The 26,775-nt window shown below is 64.1% G+C and carries 24 protein-coding genes and 1 tRNA gene; 14 read left to right on the top strand and 11 right to left on the bottom strand.

Annotated features, from left to right (window positions below; translation table 11 throughout):
• Positions 1–152: 152 nt before the first annotated feature.
• Entirely contained in the window at positions 153–1,964 is a 1,812-nt protein-coding gene (locus AC5I5I_RS17425; protein ID WP_495975183.1) for a PHA/PHB synthase family protein, read from the bottom strand.
• 303 nt (positions 1,965–2,267) lie between these two features.
• Between AC5I5I_RS17425 and AC5I5I_RS17420 the strand changes: the two genes are divergently transcribed.
• The 6 genes from AC5I5I_RS17420 (at position 2,268) to AC5I5I_RS17395 (ending at position 9,537) form a co-directional block, all read left to right on the top strand.
• Positions 2,268–2,726, top strand: a complete 459-nt coding sequence (locus AC5I5I_RS17420; protein WP_495975182.1) for a hypothetical protein — start codon at positions 2,268–2,270, stop codon at positions 2,724–2,726.
• Between the two features lie 107 nt (positions 2,727–2,833).
• Positions 2,834–4,051: an LL-diaminopimelate aminotransferase gene (locus AC5I5I_RS17415; RefSeq protein ID WP_495975181.1), complete on the top strand. Its 1,218-nt coding sequence runs from the start codon at positions 2,834–2,836 to the stop codon at positions 4,049–4,051.
• A 34-nt stretch (positions 4,052–4,085) separates the two neighbouring features.
• Entirely contained in the window at positions 4,086–5,417 is a 1,332-nt protein-coding gene (locus AC5I5I_RS17410) for a homoserine dehydrogenase (RefSeq protein ID WP_495975180.1), read from the top strand.
• A gap of 55 nt (positions 5,418–5,472) precedes the next feature.
• Positions 5,473–6,468 (top strand): class II fructose-bisphosphatase, encoded by a 996-nt coding sequence (glpX, locus tag AC5I5I_RS17405; protein ID WP_495975179.1) that lies wholly within the window; start codon positions 5,473–5,475, stop codon positions 6,466–6,468.
• A 131-nt stretch (positions 6,469–6,599) separates the two neighbouring features.
• A complete protein-coding gene (recJ, locus tag AC5I5I_RS17400; RefSeq protein WP_495975178.1) occupies positions 6,600–8,426 on the top strand; it encodes a single-stranded-DNA-specific exonuclease RecJ in 1,827 nt (608 codons plus the stop codon).
• 124 nt (positions 8,427–8,550) lie between these two features.
• Positions 8,551–9,537, top strand: a complete 987-nt coding sequence (locus AC5I5I_RS17395; RefSeq protein WP_495975177.1) for an ABC transporter substrate-binding protein — start codon at positions 8,551–8,553, stop codon at positions 9,535–9,537.
• Positions 9,538–9,580: 43 nt separating this feature from the next.
• On the opposite strand, the gene AC5I5I_RS17390 is transcribed toward AC5I5I_RS17395, so the two are convergent.
• The 4 genes from AC5I5I_RS17390 to AC5I5I_RS17375 are packed head-to-tail and all read right to left on the bottom strand — an operon-like array spanning position 9,581 to position 13,807.
• Complete coding sequence (locus AC5I5I_RS17390; protein WP_495975176.1) at positions 9,581–10,378, bottom strand: ABC transporter permease; 798 nt, start codon at positions 10,376–10,378, stop codon at positions 9,581–9,583.
• Positions 10,357–11,127, bottom strand: a complete 771-nt coding sequence (locus AC5I5I_RS17385; protein WP_495975175.1) for an ABC transporter permease — start codon at positions 11,125–11,127, stop codon at positions 10,357–10,359. Before AC5I5I_RS17385 ends, AC5I5I_RS17390 begins: the two co-directional genes overlap by 22 nt.
• Complete coding sequence (locus AC5I5I_RS17380) at positions 11,124–11,993, bottom strand: ABC transporter ATP-binding protein (protein WP_495975174.1); 870 nt, start codon at positions 11,991–11,993, stop codon at positions 11,124–11,126. Before AC5I5I_RS17380 ends, AC5I5I_RS17385 begins: the two co-directional genes overlap by 4 nt.
• A gap of 26 nt (positions 11,994–12,019) precedes the next feature.
• Positions 12,020–13,807 carry a thiamine pyrophosphate-binding protein gene (locus AC5I5I_RS17375; protein WP_495975173.1) on the bottom strand — a complete coding sequence of 596 codons (1,788 nt, stop codon included), beginning with the start codon at positions 13,805–13,807 and terminating at the stop codon, positions 12,020–12,022.
• A 154-nt stretch (positions 13,808–13,961) separates the two neighbouring features.
• Here AC5I5I_RS17375 and AC5I5I_RS17370 point away from each other — a divergent pair, with 154 nt between their 5' ends.
• A complete protein-coding gene (locus tag AC5I5I_RS17370; protein WP_495975172.1) occupies positions 13,962–14,909 on the top strand; it encodes a LysR family transcriptional regulator in 948 nt (315 codons plus the stop codon).
• A 26-nt stretch (positions 14,910–14,935) separates the two neighbouring features.
• Here AC5I5I_RS17370 and AC5I5I_RS17365 read toward each other — a convergent pair whose 3' ends face one another.
• The 3 genes from AC5I5I_RS17365 to AC5I5I_RS17355 all read right to left on the bottom strand — a co-directional run bounded on the left by AC5I5I_RS17365 (position 14,936) and on the right by AC5I5I_RS17355 (position 18,374).
• Positions 14,936–16,165, bottom strand: coding sequence for a lytic murein transglycosylase (locus AC5I5I_RS17365; protein WP_495975171.1), 1,230 nt, complete (start codon positions 16,163–16,165; stop codon positions 14,936–14,938).
• Between the two features lie 72 nt (positions 16,166–16,237).
• Positions 16,238–17,881: a M23 family metallopeptidase gene (locus tag AC5I5I_RS17360; protein ID WP_495975170.1), complete on the bottom strand. Its 1,644-nt coding sequence runs from the start codon at positions 17,879–17,881 to the stop codon at positions 16,238–16,240.
• A 193-nt stretch (positions 17,882–18,074) separates the two neighbouring features.
• On the bottom strand, positions 18,075–18,374 hold the full coding sequence (locus AC5I5I_RS17355; protein ID WP_495975169.1) for a hypothetical protein: 300 nt from the start codon (positions 18,372–18,374) through the stop codon (positions 18,075–18,077).
• Positions 18,375–18,707: 333 nt separating this feature from the next.
• On the opposite strand from AC5I5I_RS17355, the gene AC5I5I_RS17350 reads away from it, so the two are divergent.
• The 7 genes from AC5I5I_RS17350 (at position 18,708) to AC5I5I_RS17320 (ending at position 24,484) form a co-directional block, all read left to right on the top strand.
• Positions 18,708–19,070, top strand: a complete 363-nt coding sequence (locus AC5I5I_RS17350) for a hypothetical protein (protein ID WP_495975168.1) — start codon at positions 18,708–18,710, stop codon at positions 19,068–19,070.
• A gap of 234 nt (positions 19,071–19,304) precedes the next feature.
• On the top strand, positions 19,305–20,696 hold the full coding sequence (gene cysG / locus AC5I5I_RS17345) for a siroheme synthase CysG (protein WP_495975167.1): 1,392 nt from the start codon (positions 19,305–19,307) through the stop codon (positions 20,694–20,696).
• Complete coding sequence (locus tag AC5I5I_RS17340; RefSeq protein WP_495975166.1) at positions 20,693–21,010, top strand: DUF2849 domain-containing protein; 318 nt, start codon at positions 20,693–20,695, stop codon at positions 21,008–21,010. Before cysG ends, AC5I5I_RS17340 begins: the two co-directional genes overlap by 4 nt.
• Before the next feature lie 3 nt (positions 21,011–21,013).
• Positions 21,014–22,672 (top strand): nitrite/sulfite reductase, encoded by a 1,659-nt coding sequence (locus AC5I5I_RS17335; protein ID WP_495975165.1) that lies wholly within the window; start codon positions 21,014–21,016, stop codon positions 22,670–22,672.
• Positions 22,659–23,186, top strand: coding sequence for a DUF934 domain-containing protein (locus AC5I5I_RS17330; RefSeq protein WP_495975164.1), 528 nt, complete (start codon positions 22,659–22,661; stop codon positions 23,184–23,186). The genes AC5I5I_RS17335 and AC5I5I_RS17330 overlap by 14 nt, the downstream gene beginning before the upstream one ends.
• Before the next feature lie 9 nt (positions 23,187–23,195).
• Positions 23,196–23,915, top strand: a complete 720-nt coding sequence (locus tag AC5I5I_RS17325) for a phosphoadenylyl-sulfate reductase (RefSeq protein WP_495975163.1) — start codon at positions 23,196–23,198, stop codon at positions 23,913–23,915.
• 143 nt (positions 23,916–24,058) lie between these two features.
• Positions 24,059–24,484 carry a hypothetical protein gene (locus AC5I5I_RS17320; RefSeq protein WP_495975162.1) on the top strand — a complete coding sequence of 142 codons (426 nt, stop codon included), beginning with the start codon at positions 24,059–24,061 and terminating at the stop codon, positions 24,482–24,484.
• Positions 24,485–24,501: 17 nt separating this feature from the next.
• On the opposite strand, the gene AC5I5I_RS17315 is transcribed toward AC5I5I_RS17320, so the two are convergent.
• The 3 genes from AC5I5I_RS17315 to AC5I5I_RS17305 form a co-directional block, all read right to left on the bottom strand.
• Positions 24,502–25,521, bottom strand: a complete 1,020-nt coding sequence (locus AC5I5I_RS17315; RefSeq protein ID WP_495975161.1) for an adenosine deaminase — start codon at positions 25,519–25,521, stop codon at positions 24,502–24,504.
• 554 nt (positions 25,522–26,075) lie between these two features.
• Positions 26,076–26,151, bottom strand: a tRNA-Glu gene (locus AC5I5I_RS17310).
• A gap of 97 nt (positions 26,152–26,248) precedes the next feature.
• Positions 26,249–26,704, bottom strand: a complete 456-nt coding sequence (locus tag AC5I5I_RS17305) for a lactoylglutathione lyase (RefSeq protein WP_495975160.1) — start codon at positions 26,702–26,704, stop codon at positions 26,249–26,251.
• Between the last annotated feature and the right edge of the window lie 71 nt (positions 26,705–26,775).

Genomic DNA, 26,775 nt, shown 5'->3' with positions numbered 1-26,775 from the left:
TATCGCGCGGCCGATGCGATGCGATAGCCCGCGCCCGCTTGCGGAAATCCGGGGGAGCAGGAGGGTAGGGTGACGGATGCTGGCCGGGATCTGCGACGTGGCAGACGGAGAGGTCGATCTCGGCGCTCGCGCGTGACGCCGACAGGACGACGTCAGGACTTCACTTTCACATAGCTTCCCGGCGCGTCCTCGATCGGGGCGAGCTTGCCGCCGCCCGGCTCGCGGGCAGGCACGGTCTCGTCCGAATGCGACTTGATCCAGGTCAGCCAGTCCGGCCACCACGATCCGGGATGCTCCTTGGCCTTTTTCATCCAGGCCTCGACGTCGGAGCCGGCCGGCTTCGGTCCGGTCCAGTACTGGTATTTGTTCTTGGAGACCGGATTGACCACGCCAGCGATATGGCCCGAACCCGACATGACGAACCGCACCGGCCCGCCGAAATATCTCGATCCGAGAAACACCGACTTGGCCGGCGCGATATGGTCCTCGCGCGTCGCAAGGTTATAGATCGGCGCTTTCACCTTCTTCAGGTCGAGCGCGACATTGGCCACGGTCATCTTGCCGGCCGTCAGCGCGTTGTTGAGATAGCAGTTGCGCAGATAGAAGGAATGATTGGCGGCCGGCATGCGGGTCGCGTCAGAATTCCAATACAGCAGGTCGAACGGGAAGGGCGTCTTGCCGCGCAGGTAATTGTTGACGATGTAGGGCCAGATCAGGTCGTTCGAACGCAGCATGTTGAAGGCGGTCGCCATTTTCGTGCCTTCGAGATAGCCCTGTTCGCGCATGCGCTGTTCGAGCGTTTCGAGTTGCTCCTCGTCGACGAACACCTTGAGATCGCCGGCATGGCGGAAATCGACCTGCGTCGCAAAGAAGGTCGCCGACTTGATGCGGGTATCCTGCTGAGCCGCCATATAGGCCAGTGTGACCGCCAGCAGCGTACCACCGACGCAATAGCCGGCCGCGTGCACTTCTTTTTCGCCGGTGACCTGCTCGATGACGTCCAGCGCCGTCAGCGGACCTTCGCGCATGTATTCGGCGAAGCCCTTCTGTGCGAGCCGTGCGTCAGGATTGACCCAGGAAATCACGAAGACGGTGAGGCCCTGATCGACGCACCATTTGATGTAGGACTTCTCCGGCGTGAGATCGAGAATGTAGAATTTGTTGATCCAGGGCGGCACGATGAGGAATGGCGTCTTCAAGACGCTTTCCGTTGACGGCGCGTACTGGATGAGCTGCATCAGCTCGTTCTGGAAAATCACCTTGCCAGGCGTCAGCGCGAGATTACGCCCGACTTCGAACATTCTCGGGTCGGACTGGCGGATCTTGAAATTGCCCCGCTCGTCGATGTCCTCGCTCAGCATGGTCATGCCGCGCACGAGATTCTCGGCATTGGACGACAACGTCTCGCGCAGCAATTCCGGATTGGTCAGAAGGAAATTGGACGGCGAGATCGCGTTCGCGATCTGACGGATATAGAACTCGGCTTTCTGCCGGGTGTGAGGGTCGAGCGATTGCGCCTCGGCGACCAGTTGCTCCGCCCAATGCGTCGACAGCAGATAGAGCTGCTTGAGGAAATCGAAGAACTGGTTGCTCGACCATTCCGGATCGGAGAACCGCTTGTCCTTGGGATCGGCGGCGGCCACCGGAGCGGCGTCCTGTCCGGCCATCCGTTTGACCGCGCTGCCCCAGAGTTCGAGATAGGCGCTGCCCAGCCGGCGTTGCAATTCGACGGCGCGCTGCGGGTCGGACAGCCAGTATTCCAGAACCTGCCCGAGGGTCTTGACCGCGTCCCTGACCTGATCGGGGAAGTCGATGGTGGCCGCGCCTTGTTCGCGCGGCTTCATGTAGGCTGCGAGCGCCTTGCCGCCCTGTTCGACCATGCGCGCAACGTTGAAAGCGAGGCGTTCGATATCGACGCTCCCCACTTCGGCGACCGCGACCGGCCGATCCGGCAGTTTGTTCATCGCCTCGCTCAAACGTTTCCCTCAGGGCCAGATGGCGCCCGCATTCTCCGCCTGCAAGGTGACCACCGTTGGACGGTGCCTGAGATGGCTTGGGCGTTAACCGCCGATTCTTTCATCCTTGCTTTCGTCATATTAGACCGATACTCGCGCAAATTCCCCTCGGAACAATGCCCGCAGATGCCAAATCGACGCACGCATGGCCGCAGGAATGGGCGGACGAATGCTTCTCCAATGCCCGCATATGCTGCGCTTGCACGACTTGTGCCGCGGCGCGGCGTCGGCCGACCCGGTTTGGGCCGGGCCGTGCTGTCGCTGGTGGCGTTGGCGGTGTTGGTATCGGGCTGCTCGACGGCCCAGATTGACAGCATCCCGCAGGCAATAGGGGGATTGCCGGCGGGCGCGCCCGCCCGTCCAGCCCAGGCACCCGACTTTCCGGCGGTCCATGACATGCCGCCGCCGCGGCCGGCGGTCCTTGATGCAGAGCAGCAAAAAAAACTCGAGGCCGACCTGATCGCCGTTCGCAACCGGCAGCCCAACCAGCAGAAGAACATCGCGCGGGAAAAGGCGAAGGCGGAAAAGGCTGCGAAAGCCAAGGCTGCGCAGGAAAACAAGGCCAAGTCCGGCCGGGGGAAGAAGAAGTCACCGAGCGGCGAGGTGGCCGGACAACCCGCATCCCAGGGCGTGGCGACCGGCCAGGCGCCTGCGGGTACGCCTCCCTGGCCATTGCCTTCCCAGACCACTGGCGGAAGCCCGCGCCCGTGATAAAAGCGTGGCATTCGCCGGCCAATTGAATCGACCGAAATCCCCTGACACCGGCTCGGGGAGGCCTGCGGGCCGCGAGAGAGCTTTGGCGCCAAGGACACGTTTCCATGGAAGAATTTTACCGAGTCCGCCGTCTGCCCCCGTATGTGTTCGAGCAGGTCAACCGCGCCAAGGCCGCCGCTCGTAACGCCGGGGCCGATATCGTCGATCTCGGGATGGGCAACCCGGACCTGCCGGCGCCCGCGCATGTCATCGACAAGCTGAAGGAAACGCTCGGCAAGCCGCGGACCGACCGCTATTCGGCCTCGAAGGGGATTGCGGGGCTGCGGCGCGCGCAGGCCGGCTATTACGCGCGCCGTTTCGGCGTGAAGCTCAATCCCGATACGCAGATCGTTGCCACGCTTGGCTCCAAGGAAGGCTTCGCCAACGTCGCGCAGGCGATCACGTCGCCCGGCGATGTGGTGCTGGTGCCCAATCCGAGCTACCCGATCCACGCCTTCGGCTTCCTGATGGCGGGTGGCGTCATCCGATCGGTGCCGGCGGAGCCCAATCCGGATTTCTTCGCGGCCCTGGAACGAGCGCTGCAGCATTCGATCCCAAAGCCGATTGCGGTGATCGCCTGTTATCCGGCCAATCCCACGGCTTGCGTGGCGAGCCTCGATTTCTATCGCGATCTCGTCGCCTTCGCGAAAAAGCACGAGATCATCATCCTGTCCGATCTGGCTTATGCCGAGGTCTATTTCGACAACAACCCGCCGCCGTCGGTGCTGCAGGTGCCGGGCGCGATGGACGTGACGGTCGAGTTCACTTCGATGTCGAAGACGTTTTCGATGCCAGGCTGGCGCATGGGCTTCGCGGTCGGCAACGAGCGCGTGATTGCGGCGCTCGGCCGCGTCAAGTCGTATCTGGATTATGGCGCCTTCACCCCGGTACAGGTGGCGGCGACAGCCGCACTCAACGGACCTGACGATTGCATTCGCGAGATGCGCGAGATCTATCGCAAGCGCCGTGACGTGCTGGTCGACAGTTTCGGACGCGCCGGCTGGTCGATTCCGTCGCCCACGGCGTCGATGTTCGCCTGGGCAAAGTTGCCGGAGCCGTTCCGGCAGATGGGTTCGATCGAATTCGCGAAACTCCTGGTCGAAAAGGCCGACGTCGCTGTCGCGCCCGGCATCGGCTTCGGCGAGCATGGCGATGATCATGTCCGCATCGCGCTGGTCGAGAACGAACAACGCATCCGTCAGGCGGCGCGCAACATCCGCCGCTTCCTCGAAACCGGAATCGACAAGCTGCACAACGTCGTTCCGCTGGCAACGCGGCGCTGACGCGCCGCTTCCTTCTCTCTCCCGGATCAGAAGAATGCTCGCGCCCCTGAAGGTGGGTCTTGCCGGCTTAGGCACCGTCGGCTCATCGGTCGTCCGGCTGATTGCCGAAGGTCAGCTTGCCGCGCGCTGCGGACGTTCTGTCGAGGTCGTCGCAGTGACCGCGCGCGACAAGGCGAAGGACCGCGGCGTCGACCTGTCGGGCGTTCGCTGGTTCGACGATCCGGTGGCACTTGCCTCCGATCCCGGGATCGACGTATTCATCGAACTGATCGGCGGCGAGGACGATCCGGCCAAGGCTGCGATCGAGACGGCGCTGGCGGCGGGCAAATCCGTCGTCACGGCGAACAAGGCCTTGCTCGCGAAACACGGACTTGCGCTGGCGCAGCTCGCGGAGGCGAACGGCGTCGCCCTGAATTTCGAGGCGGCGGTGGCCGGCGGCATCCCGATCATCAAGACCTTGCGGGAGGGCTTTGCCGGCAATTCCTTCGCCCGCATCTACGGCATCCTGAACGGCACCTGCAATTACATCCTGACCCGCATGGAGCAGGAGAAGCTCTCCTTTGCCGAATGCCTGAAGGATGCCCAGCGGCTGGGCTATGCGGAGGCTGATCCGACCTTCGACGTGGAAGGCTTCGATACCGCGCAGAAGCTCGCGATCCTTGCCTCGATCGCGTTCGGCACGAAGGTCGATTCCGAGTCCATCTATGTCGAGGGCATCTCCTCGATCGCGCCGGCCGATCTCCTGGCGGCGGACGAACTGGGTTATCGCATCAAGCTGCTTGGCGTTGCGGTGAAAACCGAGGCCGGAATTGAGCAGCGTGTCCATCCGACGATGGTGCCGAAGGATTCCGCGATCGCGCAGGTGATGGGTGTGCTGAATGCGGTCACCGTTGATGCCGAAGGCATCGCACCGATCACGCTGGTCGGGCCGGGGGCAGGCGGGCTTGCGACCGCGTCGGCGGTCGTTGCGGATATCGGCGACATTGCGCGTGGTGCGCGCGTTGCACCGTTCGGACGCACGACGGACAACCTGACCGTGGCTGGCAAGGCGCCGATGCAGAAACACGAGGGCGGCTATTACATCCGCCTGCTCGCCGTCGACAAACCGGGGACGGCGGCCACCATCGCGACCCGGCTGGCGGAACAGGACATTTCTCTCGAATCGATTGTGCAGCGCCACCTGGTCACGCCGAATTCCGGCCCCCAGGGCGGCAAGGACGCAAGGGCGGCCACGGGCCCGGTTCCCGTGATCCTGATCACCTACGCGACGACGGAAGATGCCGTCCGTCGCGCGCTTGCGGCCGTAAAGGCGGACAAGGTGATTTCCGAGGAGCCGCAATTGATCCGCATCGAGAAAAACCGATAGAACACGGCGGGCTATAGAAGTCGGCGGCTGTGCCGGCGGGAAAAGGGGCAGCGATATGGCGTCGACGATCACTGTGGCACCCAATCAGGTGCTGGAGCGCGTTCTCTCGCTTGAGATCGTGCGCGTGACCGAGCGCGCGGCGGTGTCGGCGGCGCGTCTGCGCGGGCATGGCCGGGACAAGGCCTCGGACCAGGCAGCGGTTGACGCCATGCGCCGGGAACTCAACAAGCTGCCGATCGACGGCACGGTGGTGATCGGCGAGGGCGAGATGGATGAAGCGCCGATGCTGTTCATCGGCGAGAAGGTCGGAAACAAGGGCGGGTTCAAGGTCGATATCGCCGTCGACCCGCTGGAAGGCACGGTCTTGTGCGCCAAGAACATGCCGGGCGCGATCGCGACGCTGGCGATGGCCGACGCCGGCACGCTGCTGCATGCGCCGGATTGCTACATGGACAAGATCGCGATCGGGCCAGGCTACCCGAAAGGCACCATCGACCTTGACGCGCCCCCGGAAGAAAACATCCTCAATCTCGCCAAGGCCAAGGGCGTAAAGCCGTCCGAGATCACAGCGATCCTGCTCGACCGGTCCCGGCATGCCGACATCATCGCCGCCGTGCGCAAGACCGGTGCGGCGGTCAGCCTGATAACCGATGGCGATGTCGCGGGCGTGATCCACTGCGCCGAGCCCAGGACCGGCATCGACATTTATCTCGGAACCGGCGGCGCGCCGGAGGGCGTGCTCGCGGCCGCGGCATTGCGCTGTATCGGCGGCCAGATGCAGACCCGGCTTGTGATCGATTCCGAGGCGTTGCGCGAGCGCACGCTGAAGATGGGCATCAAGGACCCGAAGAAGAAATACGAAATCGATGACATGGTGAAGGGCGACTGCCTGTTCGCCGCGACCGGTGTCACGTCGGGGGCGATGCTGTCGGGCGTGAAATTCGGCAAGGAGATCATCGAGACCGAAACGGTGGTGATGCGCTCCGTGACCGGCACTGTGCGTCGCATCTTCGGCGAGCACCGCCAGCTCGACAAGTTCCATCTGGACTGAGAACATCCGGCGCTGCGCATCGATCGGCAATATAGGCCGGGTTGGGGGGCCGGTCGCCGCAACCCGCTCCGCTGGCGGATCGTTGGCGTTTCCGCCACTATCGCCACGGCCCTCACTCTCGAATCGGTCCGATGTCCGCTGCCTTGCCAGCTCTTGCCGCAATGCCGGAAACGCCGCGTTTTTTTCTCGGCGTGGCGAAATCCGCACGTGGCCGCGCCTGGCGCGACCGGCTCGACGCGCGCGGGACGGCAGGGGCGCTGGCCATCACCCAACGCCATGGCGTGCCTGACATGCTGGCGCGCATTCTCGCCGGCCGTGGCGTTGGCGTCGCCGATGCGGAAAGCTATCTCGATCCGGCGGTGAAGCGGCTGATGCCCGATCCGGAGACGCTGACCGGGATGCGGGAGGCGGCGGCGCGCCTCGCCGATGCGATCCAGCGATTCGAGAACGTAGCGATCTTCGGCGACTACGACGTGGACGGCGCAACGTCATCGGCGTTGCTGGCGCGCTATCTGCGTCATTTCGGACTGAACCCCGCCATCCACATCCCGGACCGTTTGTTCGAAGGCTACGGTCCCAATGTCGATGCGATCCGGGCGCTGGCCGGGCGCGGCGCGACCTTGTTGGTCACGGTCGATTGCGGGACGACATCGATCGAGCCGCTGACCGAGGCGAAGAAGCTCGGTCTCGATACGGTCGTCATCGATCATCACCAATGCGACCCGGTGCTTCCGCCGGCTCTGGCGATCGTCAATCCGAACCGGCTCGACGATCTGTCGGGGCTCAACCATCTCGCCGCGGTTGGCCTCGTGTTCATGACGCTGGTTGCGGTGAACCGCGAATTGCGCCGCCGCGGCGTGTTCGACGGAACGCTGCGGGAGCCGGATCTGCTGTCGTCGCTCGATCTGGTCGCGCTCGGTACGGTGGCGGACGTGGTGCCGCTCAAGGGTCTCAACCGCGCCTTTGTCTCGAAGGGACTGATCTCGCTGCGGCGGCGGGAGAATGTGGGCCTGACCGCATTGATGGATGCGGCGCGCCTCGACGGACCGCCGGAGCCGTATCATCTCGGATTTCTGCTCGGGCCCCGCATCAACGCCGGGGGCCGCATCGGCCGCGCCGATCTCGGCGCCAATCTGCTGCTGGAGGAGGACGCCAGCGAAGCCGGGCGGATAGCGGCCGAATTGGACCGGCTGAACCAAGAACGGCGGGCGATGGAGCAGCACATGCTCGCGGAAGCTGAGGCGGAGGCTCTGGCCGCACTCGGACTGGAAGAGAAGGGAGCCGTGGTCGTGACGGCGTCGGAAGGCTGGCATCCCGGTATCGTCGGACTCGTTGCGGCGCGGCTAAAGGAGAAGTTCGGCCGCCCCGCTTTTGCGATTGCGCTTGGCGTGGGCGGCATCGGCACCGGGTCGGGCCGTTCGATTGCAGGTGTCGATCTCGGCCGCGCGGTGCGTCAGGCCGTGGCGGAAGGTCTGTTGGTCAAGGGTGGCGGACACGCCATGGCGGCGGGCGTCACCATCCGCCGCGAGCGGCTTGCCGAATTCCGCGCCTATCTGGAGGCGGCACTCACCGATGCGGTGGAGGCTGCGCGCCGTGACGACGCGCTGCTGATCGATGGCGCGCTTAGCGCGGCCGCTGCCAGTCTCGATTTCTGCGCGTCGATGATGCGCGCAGGGCCGTTCGGCGCCGGCAATCCCGATCCGGTATTTGCTTTGCCGGCGCACACCATCGCCTTCGCGGACATCGTCGGCGGCCAGCATATCCGCGCCCGGCTGCGCAGTCCGGATGGCGCGTTTGTTAACGCGGTGGCGTTTCGATCCGCCGACACCGATCTCGGCCGCGCGCTGATCGAGGGACGCGGGCAGGCAGTGCATGCCGCTGGGCAGTTGTCGATCGACCGCTGGCAGGGCGCTGAGCGCGTGCAGATGCGGTTGCTCGATGTGGCGCAGACGTCGTAGCAGTCGGGTTGCAACCCTCCGATGTCTTGCCCGCTCTTGTGCCGGGCATCCACGGCTTTATGAATAGCCGGGTGGCCGGGAGGGACCCGCCATGACAAGAACAGGCCACCAACCAAGGTGAGGAATGCCCAAACTCAATCTCTCCGTCGCCATCGGCGATTATGATCGAAACCGCCCGCTGATTGATGGGGCCGTGCAGATGGACGGCGTCGATCCGGTATTCATGACGTTGTCGCCGGAAGAGATCTTCTTTCGCGCTTTCAAGACCACCGATTTCGACATCTGCGAATTGTCGCTGTCGAGCTCGACGGTAAAGACGGCCGATGGCAATTTTCCTTATGTCGGCGTGCCCGCATTTCTGTCGCGCTGTTTCCGTCACACCTCAATTTATGTGCGCACCGATCGCATCAAGAAGCCGCAGGACCTGAAGGGCAAACGCATCGGCCTGCCGGAATATCAGCTCACCGCGGTGGTCTGGGCGCGGGCGCTGCTGGAGGATGAGTTCGGCGTGAAGCCGTCGGACGTCACCTGGGTGCGCGGCGGCATCGCGCATGCGGGCCGACCGGAAAAGATCAAGCTCAACCTGCCCGAGAATGTACGTTTGGAAAACGCACCGGAAGGCAAGACCATTTCCGGCATGCTCGCGTCCGGCGAGATCGACGCCTTCATGGCGCCGCGCGCACCGGCTCTGCCCGCGGATACGCCGAATGTCGGCTGGTTGTTTCCCGATCCGGAAGCGGCGGCGAAGGATTATTACGCGCGGACCAAGATCTTTCCGATCATGCATATCGTCGGGGTGCGAAAGACGCTGGCCGAGAAGCATCCGTGGCTGCCTGCGGCGGTGCTGAAGGCATTCGAACAGTCGAAGGCGATTGCGATGGAGAATCTCGCCGATGTATCGGCGGTCAAGGTGACGCTGCCCTTCATCGAGGAGCGCATCATGGAAGCGCGCGTGCTGATGGGCGACGATTACTGGTCCTATGGCGTGCCGGCCAATCGGCATGTGCTGGAGACGTTCTTCCGCCATCATCACGCGCAGGGCCTGTCGTCGCGGCTGGTCACGCCGGAGGATCTGTTCCATCCGGCGACGCTGGACAGCGTGAAGATCTGAGCCTGTGGTTGCGGGGCGCGCGCGGCGCGCTCCGCATTCTGCCCTAGAACCGCTTGATGCTGTTGAGCCCGCCGAGCCGTCCGACAATGGCGTTGGCGCCGATCGAGAGCACGAACAGCACGATCAGCATCGCGTACATCCGTGGCATGTCGAACAGGCTGTAAGCCTGGATGATCAGAAACCCAATGCCACGATTTGACAGCTTGGTCTCGGCGAGCAGCGTGCCGATCAGCGCCACGCCAAGTCCCAGCCGGACGCCGTTGATGATCGGGTGGCGCATCGCCGGCAGATAGACCTTGGTGGCCATCTGCCAGCTATTGGCGCGGAAGCTTTGTCCGACCCGGATCAGAACGGGTTCGATCTGCCGCATGCCGGCTGCGACCGACAACGCGATCGGGAAGAAGCACGACAAGGTGCCGAGCGCGATCTTGGAGGGCGGGCCGACCCCGAACCACATGATCATGATCGGGAAGAAGATGATCTTCGGCGTCGGGCCGAGATAGTAGAGATACGGCTCGTAGGCGCGGCTGAGGAACTTGTTTCCGCCAAGGACCAGGCCGACGATGATCGCGCTCAGGCCACCGATGAGGAGGGCGACGCCGACTTCATAAGCCGTCACGCCGAGATGCCAGTAATAATTGGGATCGACCAAAAGGCCGACGATCGCCTTGCCAATCGCAAACAGCGACGGCACCACGTCGCGATAAAGCAGGCCGGATTGCGCGAGCGCTTCCCAGCCGGCCAGGATCGCAACAATGATGACAATGCGAACCAGCGTCACCGGGCTGACCGCCGGCGAACGCATGTTGGTTGCCCGTGTCAGGTGGACCGCGTCAGCCATCGCTCAAACCACTCCACCACGACAAAGAAACAGACGCTCACCAGGATCACGAAGCAGATCGCGGCATAGGTCCCGGCGAGATCGTAGCGCTCGGCAAGATCGTTGATAAGCTGACCGAGCCCGCCGAAATTGATCAGGAATTCCACGCCGACGACATTGATCAGGGCGAAGATCAGACCGAGCTTGAAGCCGGTGAAAATCGTCGGCAGGGCCGAGGGAAACTGGATCTTCCAGAACATCTGCCACGGCGTGAGCTTGAATGTTCGCCCGACATTCATCAGCACGCGCTTGGTGCCGGACAGCCCCTCGATGGTCTTCAGAATGACCGCGGGCAGGCCGGCGACGAAGCCCATGATGATGATGGTGGTCGCGGAGCGGCCGAAGATGACCATGAACAGGGGGTACATCAGCACGGTCGGGGCCGATGCCGCGGCCGCAACCCAGGTTTCGGTCGCTTGCCGCAGGATGTTGACCTTGTAGAGCAGTGTTCCGATCGAAATCCCGAATACGGCCAGGAGGGCAGCCGCCGACACGCATTCCTGCATGGTGAGCAGGAATCGGTCGAGGATATGCTCCTCCACGATCACGCGCTCGAAGGCGAGAAACACATCGGACGGCGGGGGGACGATAAACCTGTTGAGGACGCCGAACTGTACCAGCGCCTGCATCAGGCCGATGGCTGCAACCAAAGTGCCGAAACCGACCAGAGCCGACGCGTAGCGCTGACGGGTGAAGTCCGTGAGCGTCATTTGCGGCGCGTCCCGGTGGCACGGGCTCGGGATTCGTCGTCGCTCATGCCGCGGCTTGCCTCCTCGCGCAGGTCAGCCCAGATTTGCGCCACATAATGGCCGAAGGCATCGCTGCCGACTACTTCGGAGGTGCGCGGGCGCGGCAGGTCGATATCGACCACGCGTTTGATCTTGCCGGGCCGGTAGGTCATCACCAGGATGCGGTCGGACAGCTGCACCGCTTCGGTGATGTTGTGGGTGATGAGCAGGGTGGTCTGTTTCAGTTCCTGCTGGATCTGCAGCACCTTGTCACCCAGCAGGAGCCGCGTCTGCTCGTCGAGCGCAGCGAAGGGCTCGTCCATCAATAGAATCTTCGGCTCGGACGCGAGTGTCCGCGCCAGGGAGACGCGCTGGCGCATGCCGCCCGACAATTCGTTCGGATAACGGTTCTCGAAGCCGTCGAGGCCAACCATCTTGATGAAGTGGCGCGCCTTGTCGTGCCGCTTTGCTTTCGGCATGCCCTCGATCTCGAGCGGGAACGAGACGTTTTCGATCACGGTGCGCCAGGGAAAGGTCGACTCCTCCTGGAACACCATGCCGACCGACGCGTGCGGACCGGTGATCCGTTCGCCGCCGACGGTGACCTCGCCCTCATAATCGCCGAGCAATCCGCCGACCACGTTGAATAACGTCGACTTGCCGCAGCCGGACGGACCGATCACGGCCAGGAATTCACCCTGCCTGACGCTGAGGGAGACTTTATCGACAGCCGTCACCACGCCATCGGGCGTGCGGAAATGCTTGGTCACGTCGTTGACGACAAGGATGCCGTCCGCGCCGGATGGCGCGGAGGCGGGGCGGATGGCGGTTACCGGTGCAGCAGACATTTCTTCCCCAAGGTGATCTCCGAGTTTTACTCGGCTTTTCTTGTCATCATCGCCGTCATCGACGGAGCATAGCCCGGTTCGACACGAACATCGACCACGGCGACTGCGCCGCCCTCGACCGCAGCAATGGCTGCGTCCAGCGCCGCAGATAGTTCGCTTCCGGTCCGCACAGGTCCGAAGCCGTCCGCGCCCTGCGCGCGCGCCATTGCCGCAAGATCGATATCGGGATCGGAGATGCGCTGCCCGATCCAGCGGTTCTCCACCGGCCGATGGCGCATGCGGGCGACGCGTTCCTGATGCAGTTCGTCGTTGAAGAACGATCGATTGTTGGCGATCAATACCAGCAGCGGAATGCGGTAATGCGCCGCTGTCCAGAGTGCGGTGACGCCCATGAGGTAGTCGCCGTCGCCGCAGATCGCGACCGGCAGCCGCCCCGAGCCTTTCAGCGCAAGGGCGGCACCCACCGAGATGCCGGGCCCGCCGCCGATGCCCCCGCCGCTATCCGAGCCGAGGAAGTCCAGTGGATGGCGGAACGGCCACCACGCGCCGTTCCAGGACAGCGGCAGATGGGTGAGGGACACATCGCGTGTTTCGACGGCGTGGCGCACGGCAAACGCAAGATCCTCGACCGTGAGCTTTTCGCCCGGAGCGGGCTTTGTCATCGCGCGTGGGGCGGCAGGAAGGGTTACGGGTTTTGCCGGCGCTCCGATTGCACGCGACAGCGCGATCGCCACCTCGTCGGGATCGGCGGCGATCAGCAGGTCGATCGGCGGCAGCGCCTGGTGATCCATGCTCCAGCCATTGTGGATGTTCTGGTCAAGCGAGGCCGAGATCACGACGGCATGGGATTTGGCCGCTTTCATTGCGCCGCCAAGATCGACCCAGTCGAGGCTCAGGATCACGTCGGCCTCGGCGAGCGCGGCAAGTCCGTCTGCATCGGGGAGCAGCATCCCTGGTGCTCCGAGATGCAGCGGATGATCGGTCGGGAATGACGCGCCGATCTTCAGATCGCTCAGGACGCGGGCATTCAACGACTCTGCGAGCGCGACGCGGGCGTCCCATGCGTCGCGCCGGCGTGAGGCTCGGCCGGCGAGGATGACGGGACGTTTCGCCTGACGCAGCCGATCCGCGGCTTCCTTCACCGTTTCCGGATCGGGTGCGGCTGCGATGCGCGGGCGGTAGCGCGCCACATCGATCGGCGGCAGCGGCTCGGGAAGCTTTGTTTCCTGCATCTCGGCGTCGAGATTCACATAAACCGGCCCCTGCGGCAGCGCATTGGCGATATTGGCGGCGCGGATCAGCGCCTCGCGCGCGGCGGCGGGGGAGGCGGGCTGGTCGTCCCATTTGACATAGCCGCGAACCAGCGCGCCCTGATCCCGCGCGGTATGGATCCAGTCGATCCAGGGGCGGCGCTTATCGGCATCGACCGGGCCGGTGGCGCCCAGCACCACGACCGGCATGCGGTCGCACCAGGCATTGAAGATCGCCATGGTGGCGTGCATCAGCCCGACATTGGAATGCACGATCGCACCCATCGCGCGTCCAGTCACCTTGGCATAGCCCTGTGCAATTGCGACGGCGCTTTCCTCATGCAGGCAGAGCAGCATCTGCGGCCGCTCGTTGCCGAGATAATTGACGAGCGAATCGTGCAGCCCGCGATAGCTGGCGCCCGGATTGAGCGCGACATAGGGAATGTCGAGGTCGCGTAGCGTCTCGGCAACAACATCGCTGCCGAATGCTGGCGCGTTAATTCCCGCGGGCACGGGTGTTTCCACCTGCGCAGCGCCTGTTTCCGGCGTCGCACGTTTGTTCATTGCAAAGTCCAGTCGAAGCGGCTCGCGCTCACGGTGTCCGTCCCTGTTAAGCCGAGCTTTCGCGCCCGTGTTGGGATCATCCTAGCACTTTGACATTCGCTCATAGAAGCCGATAAATGCGAACGTCATTGTTGCATGTGAGTGAACAATTACGATGGATCGCTTCCGCTGTATGGAAACGTTTGTGCGCGTGGCCCGATCCGGCAGCTTTACGACCGCTGCGAACCAGCTCGGGCTCTCTCGCGCATTGATCTCGCGCCATGTCGCCATGCTCGAGGATCGGCTCGGTGTCCATCTCCTGCATCGCACCACGCGCTCGCTCAGTCTGACCGACGAGGGCCGCTCCTATCTTGCGTTCTGCGAGCGGCTGTTTCGCGACATCGAAGGGCAGGAACGGGCGCTGATCGAGACACCGGCCGAGCCGTCCGGAACGTTGCGCATCGCGGCGCCGAAATCGTTCGGCGCGCTGCATCTCGCCGATGCGATCATTGCCTTCGCGCGCGTCCAGCCAAAGCTGCATGTGCAGGTCATTCTGGAGAATGTATCGTTTCAGCCGAGCGATTTCGGCAAGCGCGGGTTCGATCTGGTGCTGCAGTTTTCGCCGTCGCGGAATGCGTCGCTGGTCGAAGCGCCGGTCGCGCCCATGGATTGGCTGGTCTGTGCGGCGCCGTCGCTCCTGATCCGGGAGGGGCGGCCGACCGCGCCTACCGATCTGGCGCGGTTTCCCTGTCTGCTGCACGAGACTGCGCTGCCGAACGACCGGCTCTGGCGCTTTGAGGGGCCGCGCGGCGCTTCGACCGTTAAGGTGACGGGGGTCTTTTCATCGAACAGCGCTCTTGCCCTGCGTAAGGCGGTGATTGCCGGCCTCGGGGCGGCGTTGTTGCCGCGTTACGTCGTCGCCGACGATATCGCCTCCGGAAATCTGGTGCCGCTGTTTCCACGTCACCGTGTGGCAGCGCGTCCGCTAATCGCGGTCTATCCGCGGGTGCCGGAAACGCCGCTGAAGGTGAGGGCGTTCGTCGCATTCCTGACGGAGTGGATTACGTCGCGCGGCGTCAATCTCATCTCGTCGCGGATTCCGTCCTCCGCCAATATGCGTTGAATGTCGGCGTCGTTTCTCACTGCGCGCTAACCGGCCTGTCTTAACCGGGCGAGCAATTTTACGCCGGCATAACCGTCCGGTTGCATGTTGACCTTGCGCTGGAAATTCGCCACCGCGCGCATGGTCTGCAGTCCGACGCGCCCATCGGTGCCGCCGGTATCGAAGCCAAGCCGCGTGAGCCTCGTCTGAATTTCCTGCACCTCGGCAAGCGTCGGCGCCCGTTCGCTGTTCGGAAAGGCCTGCACGAAAGAAGGATCTGCACCCATCACGCAATCGCCGAGGTGGCAGATCGCGAGCGCGTAATTCATCGACGGATTGTAGCTCTTCACCGCATCGAAATTGGCGCCGATCAGGAATTTCGGGCCGCCAGCCACCGGCACCCAGCCACGTGCGCGTGCGCCAGGCACAGTAAAGGGCTTGCCGTCGGCGCGTGTGATTCCGGCCTTTTCCCATTCGGCATAGCTGCGCGACCCCGAGGGGGCGGGACCCTTTACCTCATAGCCCCAGGGTTCGCCGCGCCGGTAATTGCCGCGCTGGATCAGATAGCGGCAGGTCCCGGCGAGCGCGTCGTCCGGGCGGCCGAACGGATAGGGGCGGCCGTCGCCGTCATAATCGGCCCCGATATTGAGCCAAACTTCCGGCATCCATTGCGTATGCCCCATCGCGCCGGCCCAGGAGCCGCGCATTTCCGATGGCGTGCCCCAGCCGCGCTCGACAATGCGCAGAGCGTTGATCAGTTCGGTTTCCCAATAGGTCCGACGCCGCGGCTCGCCCCAGGCGAGTGCGGCAAGGCACGGGAAGATCGGGCGCATGTGATTTTGAAATACGACCGGATCGCCATAGGCGGTCTCCATGCCCCACAACCCAAGCAGCGTGACGCGCGACACGCCGAAATCCTTTTCCATTCTGTCGAACAACGGGGCATATTGCTTCGCGCGTTCGCGGCCGGTGACGATGCGCCACTCCGAAACCCGGCGGTTGAGATATTGCCAGAGTTGCTCCTTGAATTCCGGTTGCGAACGCTGCAGCGCGAATACGTCCATGTCTGGTTTGAGCCCGGCCATCACGCGGTCGTAAGTGGAGCCGGAAATTCCGCGCGCCAGCGCTTTGGCGCGGAACGCCGTGACCCATTGCTCGAAAGGTTGCGCGGCGCTTTGCGCCAACAGCTCCCCAGGTAGGACGACTGCAGCCGATGACATGATCGCGCCTTGCAGCAGGCGCCGGCGTGTGAACATCGAATCGCGCATCAGGGTCATGCCCGATTCTATCGGATGCGACCTTGTCCGCAATCCGGCGGGACAAGCGTGATGTGGCAGGGCGGGTGCGCCTTAACGTCGCTTGCGGGCGTCCAGCCGCTCGGGCCGGGTCTTGGACCTGCTCAACGCCTTGGTGCGCGGCTTCTTTCGCGCATCGCGGGACATTACTTGTGCCGGCAAAGCGGCGGTGGCCGAGACAGCGAGCGCAGCTTCGCTCGCCGCGATGCCGGCTTCGGCGCCGCCGGACGGGTGCGGATCGCTCACCTCGCTGCCGCGGGCGCCGATCAGATGCTCGTAAGCCGCAACAAGCGTCATATACGGGTTGACCCGCACGTATCCGTCGCGGGTCGGGACCTGGATTTCGAAATGCAGATGCGTCGTGGTCATGCCGGGCCGGCGGTTGAAATTGCCGATGGTGCCGAGCCGCTCGCCCTCCTTCACCAGCCGCCCGCTGGAGATGCCATCCTCGTCAAGCGTGCGCGGATGCATGTGCAGATGTCGGAAACGCAGCCGCTCGCCCGGCGCATTGGTGACGAGAAAGAATGAGTCGTTCCAGGATTCGCGCAGGATCATGCCCTCCCGCGCGGCGACCACCGCGTCGCGATTGGCGGGGCAATCGCGTTTGCGGGGCCCCGGCTCACAGGTCACGCCCAGAATGTCCTGGCCCTGATGGCCACGCCCGGACGGACATTGACCGACGGCGAAGTCGCGCCGCTCGCAGAAATTATCGCGCCAGACATAAGGCTTGTCCGGCTTGCCATCATCGCCGCTGACGGCGGCGGGGGCCCAGGCGACCACCAGACCATTGCGCCGGCGGAACGCCTGGGTGGTGACATAGGCGGGGGCCGCGGCGGCGGGGAAGCGAATGCGAGCGTAGACCGTGGTGTCGGTATTGCCGGCCGGCGCGCGCATCGCTGTCCCGGTGACCAGCTTGCCCACCGGCTGATAATGGAACCTGTCGGATCGCGTTGCCGGCCGCTCGGCCGCGGGCGGTGGCGTGGTGGTGAAGGCAATCACGGGATTGCCGCCGACCATGCGCAAGGCGCGCAGGAAGTGCAGCGCGATGCGATCGGCATTGCGGCAGGAGAGGCGGGTGCGGCGCTGCGGCCCGTCGAAACACTGGATCGACACCACATAGGGAATGCCGAACCGCTCGAAACTGTAGCGCAGGGTGTGTTCCAGGATCTGCCGGGCGATACCGGGAAAGTCCTTGGCGATGTCGCCCGGCGGCTGGATTGCAGCGCCCTTGGCGGCCGGCAATTCGTAAAGCAGATTGAATGCCGAAATCTGCACCACCACCGGGTCGCGATAGTCGATATCGGAAAACGCCGGGACGTCGCGGGTGCGCAGCGCGAAGGTCGCATCGTATCCGGTCGGTCCCGCCTGAAAAAATCGGGTCGGCTCGAAGCCCGACATATAGCTCTCGACCGGATTGATATCGTCGGCCGCGCGATCGTGGATGTCGTCGCCGATGGCAAAGGGCAAGAGAACCGGTACCGGACTGCCCGCGATTGCCGGAAACCGCTCGGCGGCAAACGACGTGACCGCGGTGAGGCGGTCGCTGGGCGGCTCCAAGCGTGGGATGACAGGCAACGTCGCGCGCGCCGCCGCCCAGTCGGCGGCGAATGACAACGTGCGCGGCAGCGGCCATGATTCGGCGGAGGCTGCCGCCAAACCGGCCAGGATCATCAGGATGGCGACGGCCGCACGGCGCACGGGCTTGCTCCACACTTGCAGAGCGATCTAACGGCTTCGCGCCGTGGACGAAACCGAAAACTGAGCGCAGCGCAGCAAATGGGCCGCGGTGATGTCAATCCGCGGCCCGCTGTTGCAAACTGGTACAGGTTATCTGGCGCCCTGTCAGGCTGTGTCCCGACTCTGCAGTCCGGATTCAACCTTGGGCGTGCGATCAACCCTTGGGCTTGGGCTGATCGGCATCCTGCGCACAATCGGTTCGGGCCTCGACCGCCTTTCCGTCGCGCTGCACAGTCGGCGCCGCCGATTGTTCGTGTCCCTCGGCTGACGGAAGGATTGCGCTCTTCTCGACCGCCTGAGCATCCTCCGATGCAGTACCGGTGGTCTGTCCGGCGCTTGCAGGCGGGCAATTGGTCAGGTCTTTGTTGCCGTTTCCGGGACCATCGAGTTTCTGCGCAAGCGCTGTACTTCCCGCGAAAGCGATGACCGCCGCGGCCAAGGCAATTCTTTTCATCCGTGTTCTCCTGTTGAAGCGTGGATGCAAATTGCGTGTCACACGAGACTTGCCAGCGCCGCCGCGATGACAACGCCGATGGTGACCGTAAGCATGACGGTTGGATCGGAGCGATCGGCTCGTCTCCAGTCGTGTTCGACAGACGTGCGCATGCCGCCTCGCGCCCAGTTGTTGAATGAACTGTCGTGGTTTAAATGACTGGCGCTACAACGCGCTGTTACCTCGGAAGTTCCAGCTGCCCCAAGACTGACAAGCTTGAGCCGCAAACGGGCAGGTTTTCGGAACTCCGGCATAGCAGCGGTGCACCTGAGATCGGAACCTTCCGAAGTATCCGTGGTTGACGCACCGAGCGTGCCGCCGGCACCGCGCAGCAAGGAGATCACCATGTCCGACTTCGATCCCACGCGGGTGGACCCGAAACGGCCGGCCGTGAACGAGGCTGGCTACGCCGCGGATCGCGGCTTCAACTGGAGCTGGATCATCGGCGGCATTGCGGCCATCGTTGTTTTGTTCGTCGCCTTGAGCTTCCTGGGTGGCGATGACCGCACGGCCGAAACGACCCCGCCGCCCGCCACCACGGGCCAGTCTTCACCGATGAGCCCGGCGCCGACAGCGACGCCAAACGCAACACCGGCACCGGCCAATCCGTCGCCCGCGGAGCGCACCGCACCGCCGCCGGCTACCAATCAGAACTGATCATCGAACGTGCGTTGAAAGCCCCGGCCTCGGCCGGGGCTTTTTTGTTGCGTCCGCGACTCGAAACGGCTCGCGTCGGCTTATCCGCGCAACAGCATGGCCTTTCTTCGCCGCAGCCGTTTGACAGAGGCAATTTCCAACTTCGCATTCAACTTCGGGAGAACATTTTGCGCGCGCGGTGCCATATATGGCGTCACGACAAGTGTCTGGCACGCAAGCGCGAATGGAGCCGCAATGCGTTTCCTCCCGTTGTTTTTCGATCTCGGCAAAGGTCCGGTCATCCTCGTCGGCACGGGCAAGGAGGCGCTCGCGAAACTGCGCATCCTCAAGGCGGCCGGCGCGCAAATTCGTTGGTATGTGCTGGCACGAGATGATGTCGACGACGGTGATGCGCAGGATGTCGACCTTCGGATCGGGCTGCCTGCCGAAGAGGATTTCCTCGGCGTCATTGCGTTGGTTGCTTCCGCCGGCACGGAGTTCGACGAGCAACTTGCAGCGCGTGCGCGCGCCATGAATGTGCCGGTCAATATCGTCGACCGGCCGGACCTCTCAACCTTCATCTTTCCGTCGATCGTCGACCGCGGCGATGTGGTCGTCGCGATCGGCACCGGCGGGACGTCGCCGGTGCTGGCAAGGCGGTTGCGGGAAAAGATCGAGCAGCTTCTGCCCGAGCGCATCGGTGAATTTGCCGGCCTGATGGGCAGATATCGCGAGCGGCTCCACGCCTTGCGCCATCGTGGCTTTTCCACCCGTCACTTCTGGGAGCGGGTGATCGACGGACCGATCGGCGCGCTGTTTCTGGCGGGGCGCACCGCCAAGGCGGAAGCGGCCCTCATCATCGAAATTGAACGCGCTGGGCAGGAAGCGCCGCGGCCAGGCCAGGTGCAGATCGTCGGTGCCGGCCCGGGCGATCCCGACCTGCTGACGCTGAAAGCGTTCCATGCTCTGCAATCGGCGGACATTGTTCTGACAGACGATCTGGTGTCGTCGGAGATCCTCGGCCGCGTCAGGCGCGATGCCGAGATCGTCCATGTCGGCAAGCGCAAGGGCCATATAGGCATCGGCCAGGACGCCATCAATCGCCGCCTGATCGCGGAAGCGAAAGCCGGGCGCTATGTGGTGCGCCTGAAGGGCGGCGATCCTTTCATCTTTGGACGCGGCGGCGAGGAGCGCGAAGCGCTGGAAGCCGAGGGCATCGCCGTGACCGTCGTTCCCGGCATCACCGCGGCGCTGGGCTGCGCGGCGGAAGCGGGCGTGCCGCTCACTTTCCGCAAGGAAGCCACACGCCTGTCGATCGTCACCGCCAACACTGCCGATGGCGCCGACAAGATCGACTGGACCGGGCTTGCCGACCGCACCACCACGGTCGCGATCTATATGGGACTGACCGCCGCGGCATCCGTTCGCAACGGATTGGTGTCAGCCGGACGCGATCCGCAAACACCGGTCGCGGTGCTGGCACGCGGCACGCGTCCGGACTCGCGCAGCCTCACAGGCACGCTGTCGCAATTGCCCGCGCTTGCGGCCGGGGCAGGCGAGGGGCCCGCGCTGATCGTGGTCGGCGATGTGGTCACGCATTCGCGCGCGTGGAAAGACGCGGTCGAACTTTTAGAGGCCGCCGAATGACCGCGCCGCAACAGCAGAAGCTTAAAGTCAAAGGCCCGGTGGTTATCACCGGCAACCGTCTCGGCGACGGCGCGGTGGTGTATCGCACCGCGACGCGCGGCTGGTCGACGTCTCTCAGCGAAGCAATCGTGACGACAACAGCCGATGAGGCGACGCGGCTCTTGAAGGACGCGAATGCCAGCGACATCGAGGCGGTCGGCGCCTATGTCGCGCCGGTGATCCTCGAGGGCGATGACATCAGGCCGGGCAACCTGCGCGAACGAATCCGCGTCGCTGGACCGACCTTTGCGCTTCCGGGCAGTGAGGCGGCCTGAGTCATGTATCTCTACGATGAATACGATCGCACTCTGGTTGCCGAACGGGTCGAAGAGTTTCGCGACCAGGTCGAACGGCGGCTGTCGGGTGCGCTGAGCGAGGACGAGTTCAAGCCGCTGCGGCTGATGAACGGCGTCTATCTGCAACTGCACGCCTACATGTTGCGGGTCGCAATCCCGTATGGCTCGCTCTCATCCGACCAGATGCGCACGCTGGCGCATGTCGCGCGGCGCTATGACCGCGGCTACGGCCATTTCACCACACGCCAGAATATCCAGTTCAACTGGATCAAGCTCGACGACATGCCCGAAGTGCTCGCGGTCCTGGCCGAGACCCATCTGCATGCGATGCAGACCAGCGGCAATTGCATTCGCAATGTCACCAGCGATCAATGGGCGGGCGTCGCGCCGGACGAGGTCGAGGACCCGCGCGTCTATGCCGAGATTCTGCGCCAGCACTCGACCATGCATCCGGAATTCTCGTTCCTGCCGCGCAAGTTCAAGATCGCGGTGACCGCGGCCGAGCACGACCGCGCCGCCATCCGCGTGCACGATATCGGACTGCGCCTGCACAGGAACGATGCTGGCGAGACCGGCTTCGAGGTCGTGGTCGGCGGCGGGCTGGGGCGGACGCCATTCATCGGCAAGACCATCAAGTCGTTCCTGCCCAAGCGCGACCTGCTCAGCTATATCGAGGCGGTGCTGCGCGTCTACAATCTCTATGGGCGCCGCGACAACATCTACAAGGCGCGGATCAAGATCCTGGTCCATGAACTCGGCGCGGAGAAGTTTGCCGCCGCGGTCGAGGAGGAATGGCGTGCGATCAGGGACTCTGCGCTTGCGCTCGACGACGCAATCATCGCCGACATCGCCTCGCGCTTCCGTTATCCGGCATACGACGCGTTGGCCGACACAACCGACATCCTGAAAACCGAGCGGGCAGCCGATCGCGCTTTCGATACCTGGTATGGCAATTCGGTCGCCGCGCACAAAGTGCCCGGCCATGCGATCGTCACGGTGTCGCTGAAACCGGTCGGCGCGCCGCCCGGAGACGCCACCGCCGACCAGATGGACGCGATTGCCGATCTCGCCGACCGCTATTCGGCTGGAGAGATCCGGGTGGGGCATGAGCAGAACCTGGTGCTGCCGCATGTGCGCCAGCGCGATCTGCCGGCGCTGTTCCGCGCACTCGACGCCGTCGGATTGGCGACCCCGAATGTCGGCCTCGTGTCCGACATTATCGCGTGCCCGGGCCTCGATTATTGCAGCCTCGCCAATACCCGTTCGATTCCGGTGGCGCAGGAGCTGACCCGCCGCTTCCGCAACATTGAGTCGGCGCACAATATCGGCCGTCTGCACATCAACATTTCCGGCTGCATCAATGCCTGCGGACACCACCATGTCGGCCATATCGGCATTCTGGGCGTGGAGAAGAACGGCGAGGAATTCTTCCAGGTCACGCTCGGCGGCCGTGCCGACGAAAATGCCGAGCTTGGCACGCTGCTCGGGCCTGCGGTGCCCTACGAGCAGGTCGCCGATGTGATCGAGGACGTGGTCGCAGCCTATATCGAATTGCGGGCGCGCCCGGATGAATTGTTCGTCGAGACCGTCAGGCGGCTCGGCGTCGAACCTTTCAGGGAACGCGTCTATGCCACTCATTGAAGACGGCGAAGTGGTCCAGGACCGCTATGTGCGGATCGCCGACGATAGTCCGGTGCCTGAGGAAGGTCCGGTCCTGCTGTCGGCGGCGCGCTTTCTCGCCGACGCCGAACGCATCGCTGGCCGTCCCGGGGCCACCGGCGTGCTCTGGCCGAACGATCGCGACATTGCCGAACTCGCGCCGTATCTCGGCCGGCTGTCGCTCATCGCGCTGGTGTTCCCGACCTTCAAGGACGGCCGCGCCTACAGCCAGGCGCGCACGTTGCGTGAACGCTACCGGTTCGCGGGCGAATTGCGGGCCACTGGCGATGTCCTGCGCGACCAGTTCCTGTTCCTGCATCGCGCGGGGTTCAATGCATACGAGTTGAAGAAGGCCGCCGACGCGCCAGCTTTCTGCGATGCGCTGCGGCGCTACATCGCCTTCTATCAACCGGCTGCTGACGGGGCAGTCAGCGTGTTGCGCCAGCGGCTGAAGGCTTCCTCGCAGCGGCAGCTTCCCGCGACCGAGCACGCCTGAATGAACGCAATGGAAACCCTCAGCGCCCGCACCAACCGGCTGAACAAGGCGCTCGCTGCCGCGTCGCCCGCGGCAGTGATCGAAAAGGCGGTCGAAACGATACCGGCCGGCCGGATTGCCATCGTGTCGTCGTTCGGAACGGAATCGGCCGTGCTCCTCAAATATGTGGCCGATGTCGATCCGGGCCTGCCGGTGCTGTTCCTCGATACCGGCATGCTGTTCGACGAGACGCTCGATTATCGCGACCGGCTGATCGACTTTTTCGGGCTGACCGACGTGCGCTCGCTCAAGCCGCAGATCGACCTGGTGGAGCGCCGCGATCCCGGCCGTGATCTTTGGATGAGCGACACCGACAGCTGCTGCCATATCCGCAAGGTCCGGCCATTGTCCGACGCGCTCGGCGCCTTCGACGGCTGGATCAACGGACGCAAGCGCTTCCATGGCGATGTCCGCGCCAACATCGTTCATGTCGAAACCGATGGCCGGTTGCTGAAGTTCAATCCACTGGCGGCGCTGTCGCGCAAGGAGGTTGCGCAGGTGTTCGAGGCCGAGGGCCTGCCGCGCCATCCGCTGGAAAGGCTTGGCTTCGCTTCGGTCGGTTGCATGCCTTGCACCAGCCGCACCCGCGAGGGCGAATCCCCGCGCGCCGGACGCTGGCGCAATCAGAACCGCAGCGAATGCGGCATCCACCGCGTCGGGCTGCCGGCCGGCGCCGGCTGCGGTTGTTAACGGAGCGGCAACCGCGTTTCGAAAAATGCGGCGCTGCCCGCCCGCGCCCGCGCCACACATAGACGTTGATTAAAGTTTTCTGCCTTAACCCGGTACCCGAGCGCAGCCTTGTCTTGCTGTGCGGCTTGCCCGTTGGTGAGGTGATGAAAACAATCGCTCTTGCAGGCCTGCTGGGTGCGGCCATTATCGGCGCCGGTGGCTATCTGTTTGCTTCGACAGACGACGCAACGATCAAGACCGGAAGCGTCAAGACCGCGGCTCCGGTTCTGGCGACCGATCCACGGACCGCGATGAATGTGGTCAAGGTGGACTGGCGCCGCGACGGCTTCGGTTATACGGCGGTGGCCGATGTGTCGGTCCGCAACAACAACAGCTATTCGGTTCGCGTCGATCGCATCAGTTGCCGCTTCCGGGGTCCCGACGGTGCCATGGAAGATCATGCGCAGGGCGTCTACGACATCGTCCAGCCGCGCACCGAACGCACGATCCGCAACGTCTCGCTCGGCTTCGTCAGCAGCGAAGCGAAGGGGATCGATTGCAGCGTTGCCGGCGCGCGGAAGGAATTCTGAGCGGCGGCTGACTGAGCCTACGGCGTTGCGGCCAGCACGCGGTCGATCTCGGCCAGGGCCTTTTCCTTCTCGTCCTCGCCCATCAGCGAAGCGTGGAAACCGTTGCGCACGATCGCCACGATCTCGTCGCGGCTGAGCGTCAGCGCCTCGGATACCGCGCGGTAATTCTGGTTCACATAGCCGCCGAAATAGGCGGGATCGTCGGAATTGACGGTGACCACCAGCCCCTTGTCCATCATCCGCCGCAACGGATGGTGCCGCAGGTCGTCGACCACCCGCAGCCGCAGGTTCGACAGCGGGCAGACCGTGAGCGCCATTTTCTCCCGCGCCAGCCGTCCGACCAGTGCGTCGTCGTCCATCGCGTGGTTGCCGTGATCGACCCGCATCACGCCGAGGATATCGAGCGCCTCCCAGACATAGCTCGCCGGCCCTTCCTCGCCGGCATGGGCGGTGAGAAAGAAACCGGCGTCGCGGGCGCGCGCATAGACGCGGGCGAATTTGCCGGGCGGGTTGCCGCGTTCGGCCGAGTCGAGCCCGATGCCCATGATGCGGTCGCGGAACGGCATGGCGGCATCGAGCGTCTTCTGCGCACTGGTCTCGTCGAGATCGCGCAGGAAGCACATGATCAGGCTCGCGGACACGCCGAGTGTTTGCCTCGCATCGGCGATCGCGCGCGACAATCCGTTGATCACGGTCTCGAAGGTAATGCCGCGATCGGTATGGCCCTGCGGATCGAAGAACATCTCGACATGCCGCACATTGTCGGCCTGCGCGCGCTGCAGATAGGCGAAGGCAAGATCGTAGAAATCCTGCTCGGTGATCAGGACCGACATCCCCAGATAATAGACGTTGAGGAAATCCTGCAGGTTGTTGAAGCGGTAGGCGGCGTGGATGTCCTCGACCGAGGCATAGGGCAGGGCGATGCCGTTCCGCCGCGCCAGCGCGAACATCATCTCCGGCTCGAGGCTGCCCTCGATATGGATGTGGAGTTCGCATTTTGGCAGGCTTTTGATCAGGGTGTCAGTCGTGGCGGCCATATCGTTGCACCTTGTGCCGGAGCTTCCGGTCGGCAATCGCGGATGCCGCGCCGATGTGCCGGATGCTTCGCCGTCCCGGCCTGAACGCGGCGTCGAGCTGGTTTTGTCGGCGACCGCCGACGGATGATCGAACGGCGCAAGAAGCTGGAAGATAACCCGATCGAGCGGGCCGGTCAGCTTCGAAGTCGCGACGGTTGATGATTGCTCGGCGCGCGCCATGTCGATGGCGGGTGCTTGTCTGAGATATCTGTGTCGACCGATCCTGCCGGAGATCGAGAGCCCCCAGCGCTGGGGGCGACATGGGCGCTGGGGGCTTCGCACTATTCGCGACAATGAGGGGGTCGCGATCTGCAAGCAGCAGATATTCCGTTTCTTGCATGTACATAGCCGGCACGCCAGCATCAATGCCTGTAAACCTTAAGAGTGCGTACGGCGTCCACGCAGCGAGCGCCCGGACAGGTGCGAAACAGACACCATCGATTGTGCCGCTGGCGTGCTGAACCAGTCGAACGACATTCTGACAGGGGGATGTGTGGGCGATGTCGCGCCGGTGATGGCGCGCCCAAGGGGAATCGAACCCCTGTTTTCGCCGTGAAAGGGCGACGTCCTGGACCGCTAGACGATGGGCGCTGACCGGCCGCTAAGGCCGGGGCGTTGTATAGTCAGGGATTGGCGGGGAGGCAAGGCACCGTATGCCCCGATCGGCAAAAACCGGCCGCGGCCGCCTTTACCAATGGCCGGTATTCGGCATCGAGGCCCAAGGCTCCTCCGGCGGCAGGGCATTGCCCTTCTGCAGGAGTTCGATCGACTGGCGGTCCGGCGAGCGGATGAAGGCCATCTGGCCGTCGCGCGGGGGCCGGTTGATGGTCACGCCGGCTTTCATCAGCCGCTCGCAGGTCTCGTAGATATTGTCGACCTCGAAGGCGAGGTGGCCGAAATGCCGCGCTTCGCTGTAATCCTCGGTGTCCCAATTGTGGGTGAGTTCCAGGAGTGGGCCCGGCCGGCCCTGCCGCTTCGATTGCTCGACAATGGTCTCGTCATCCGGCGCCATCAGGAACACGAGGGTGAAACGGCCCTTCGGATCCTCGCGGCGGAAGGATTCCTTCAGCCCGAGCTTGTTGCAGTAGAAATCCAGCGCGGCGTCGAGGTCGCGCACCCGCAGCATGGTGTGGAGATAGCGCATGGGCCCGGGTTCCCTCTCAAAGATGCCGTGAAGATGCCTGACGTAGTGGGCAGGCGCGGCGAGCGCAAGCC

The sequence above is a fragment of the Pseudorhodoplanes sp. genome (assembly GCF_059499825.1).
Note: the sequence above shows the minus strand (reverse complement) of the source record. Positions and strands in the feature narration are given on the sequence as shown.

Excerpts from the sequence above, each read along its gene's own strand:
- AC5I5I_RS17370 (WP_495975172.1), top strand. The coding sequence starts at position 13,962 with ATGGATCGCTTCCGCTGTATGGAAACGTTTGTGCGCGTGGCCCGATCC.
- AC5I5I_RS17340 (WP_495975166.1), top strand. The coding sequence starts at position 20,693 with ATGACCGCGCCGCAACAGCAGAAGCTTAAAGTCAAAGGCCCGGTGGTT.
- AC5I5I_RS17425 (WP_495975183.1), bottom strand. The coding sequence starts at position 1,964 with ATGAACAAACTGCCGGATCGGCCGGTCGCGGTCGCCGAAGTGGGGAGC.
- glpX (WP_495975179.1), top strand. The coding sequence starts at position 5,473 with ATGGCGTCGACGATCACTGTGGCACCCAATCAGGTGCTGGAGCGCGTT.
- cysG (WP_495975167.1), top strand. The coding sequence starts at position 19,305 with ATGCGTTTCCTCCCGTTGTTTTTCGATCTCGGCAAAGGTCCGGTCATC.
- AC5I5I_RS17375 (WP_495975173.1), bottom strand. The coding sequence starts at position 13,807 with ATGAACAAACGTGCGACGCCGGAAACAGGCGCTGCGCAGGTGGAAACA.
- AC5I5I_RS17335 (WP_495975165.1), top strand. The coding sequence starts at position 21,014 with ATGTATCTCTACGATGAATACGATCGCACTCTGGTTGCCGAACGGGTC.
- AC5I5I_RS17325 (WP_495975163.1), top strand. The coding sequence starts at position 23,196 with ATGGAAACCCTCAGCGCCCGCACCAACCGGCTGAACAAGGCGCTCGCT.
- AC5I5I_RS17380 (WP_495975174.1), bottom strand. The coding sequence starts at position 11,993 with ATGTCTGCTGCACCGGTAACCGCCATCCGCCCCGCCTCCGCGCCATCC.
- AC5I5I_RS17320 (WP_495975162.1), top strand. The coding sequence starts at position 24,059 with ATGAAAACAATCGCTCTTGCAGGCCTGCTGGGTGCGGCCATTATCGGC.
- AC5I5I_RS17305 (WP_495975160.1), bottom strand. The coding sequence starts at position 26,704 with ATGCGCTATCTCCACACCATGCTGCGGGTGCGCGACCTCGACGCCGCG.
- AC5I5I_RS17390 (WP_495975176.1), bottom strand. The coding sequence starts at position 10,378 with ATGGCTGACGCGGTCCACCTGACACGGGCAACCAACATGCGTTCGCCG.
- recJ (WP_495975178.1), top strand. The coding sequence starts at position 6,600 with ATGTCCGCTGCCTTGCCAGCTCTTGCCGCAATGCCGGAAACGCCGCGT.
- AC5I5I_RS17315 (WP_495975161.1), bottom strand. The coding sequence starts at position 25,521 with ATGGCCGCCACGACTGACACCCTGATCAAAAGCCTGCCAAAATGCGAA.
- AC5I5I_RS17365 (WP_495975171.1), bottom strand. The coding sequence starts at position 16,165 with ATGACCCTGATGCGCGATTCGATGTTCACACGCCGGCGCCTGCTGCAA.
- AC5I5I_RS17355 (WP_495975169.1), bottom strand. The coding sequence starts at position 18,374 with ATGAAAAGAATTGCCTTGGCCGCGGCGGTCATCGCTTTCGCGGGAAGT.
- AC5I5I_RS17385 (WP_495975175.1), bottom strand. The coding sequence starts at position 11,127 with ATGACGCTCACGGACTTCACCCGTCAGCGCTACGCGTCGGCTCTGGTC.
- AC5I5I_RS17395 (WP_495975177.1), top strand. The coding sequence starts at position 8,551 with ATGCCCAAACTCAATCTCTCCGTCGCCATCGGCGATTATGATCGAAAC.
- AC5I5I_RS17330 (WP_495975164.1), top strand. The coding sequence starts at position 22,659 with ATGCCACTCATTGAAGACGGCGAAGTGGTCCAGGACCGCTATGTGCGG.
- AC5I5I_RS17410 (WP_495975180.1), top strand. The coding sequence starts at position 4,086 with ATGCTCGCGCCCCTGAAGGTGGGTCTTGCCGGCTTAGGCACCGTCGGC.
- AC5I5I_RS17415 (WP_495975181.1), top strand. The coding sequence starts at position 2,834 with ATGGAAGAATTTTACCGAGTCCGCCGTCTGCCCCCGTATGTGTTCGAG.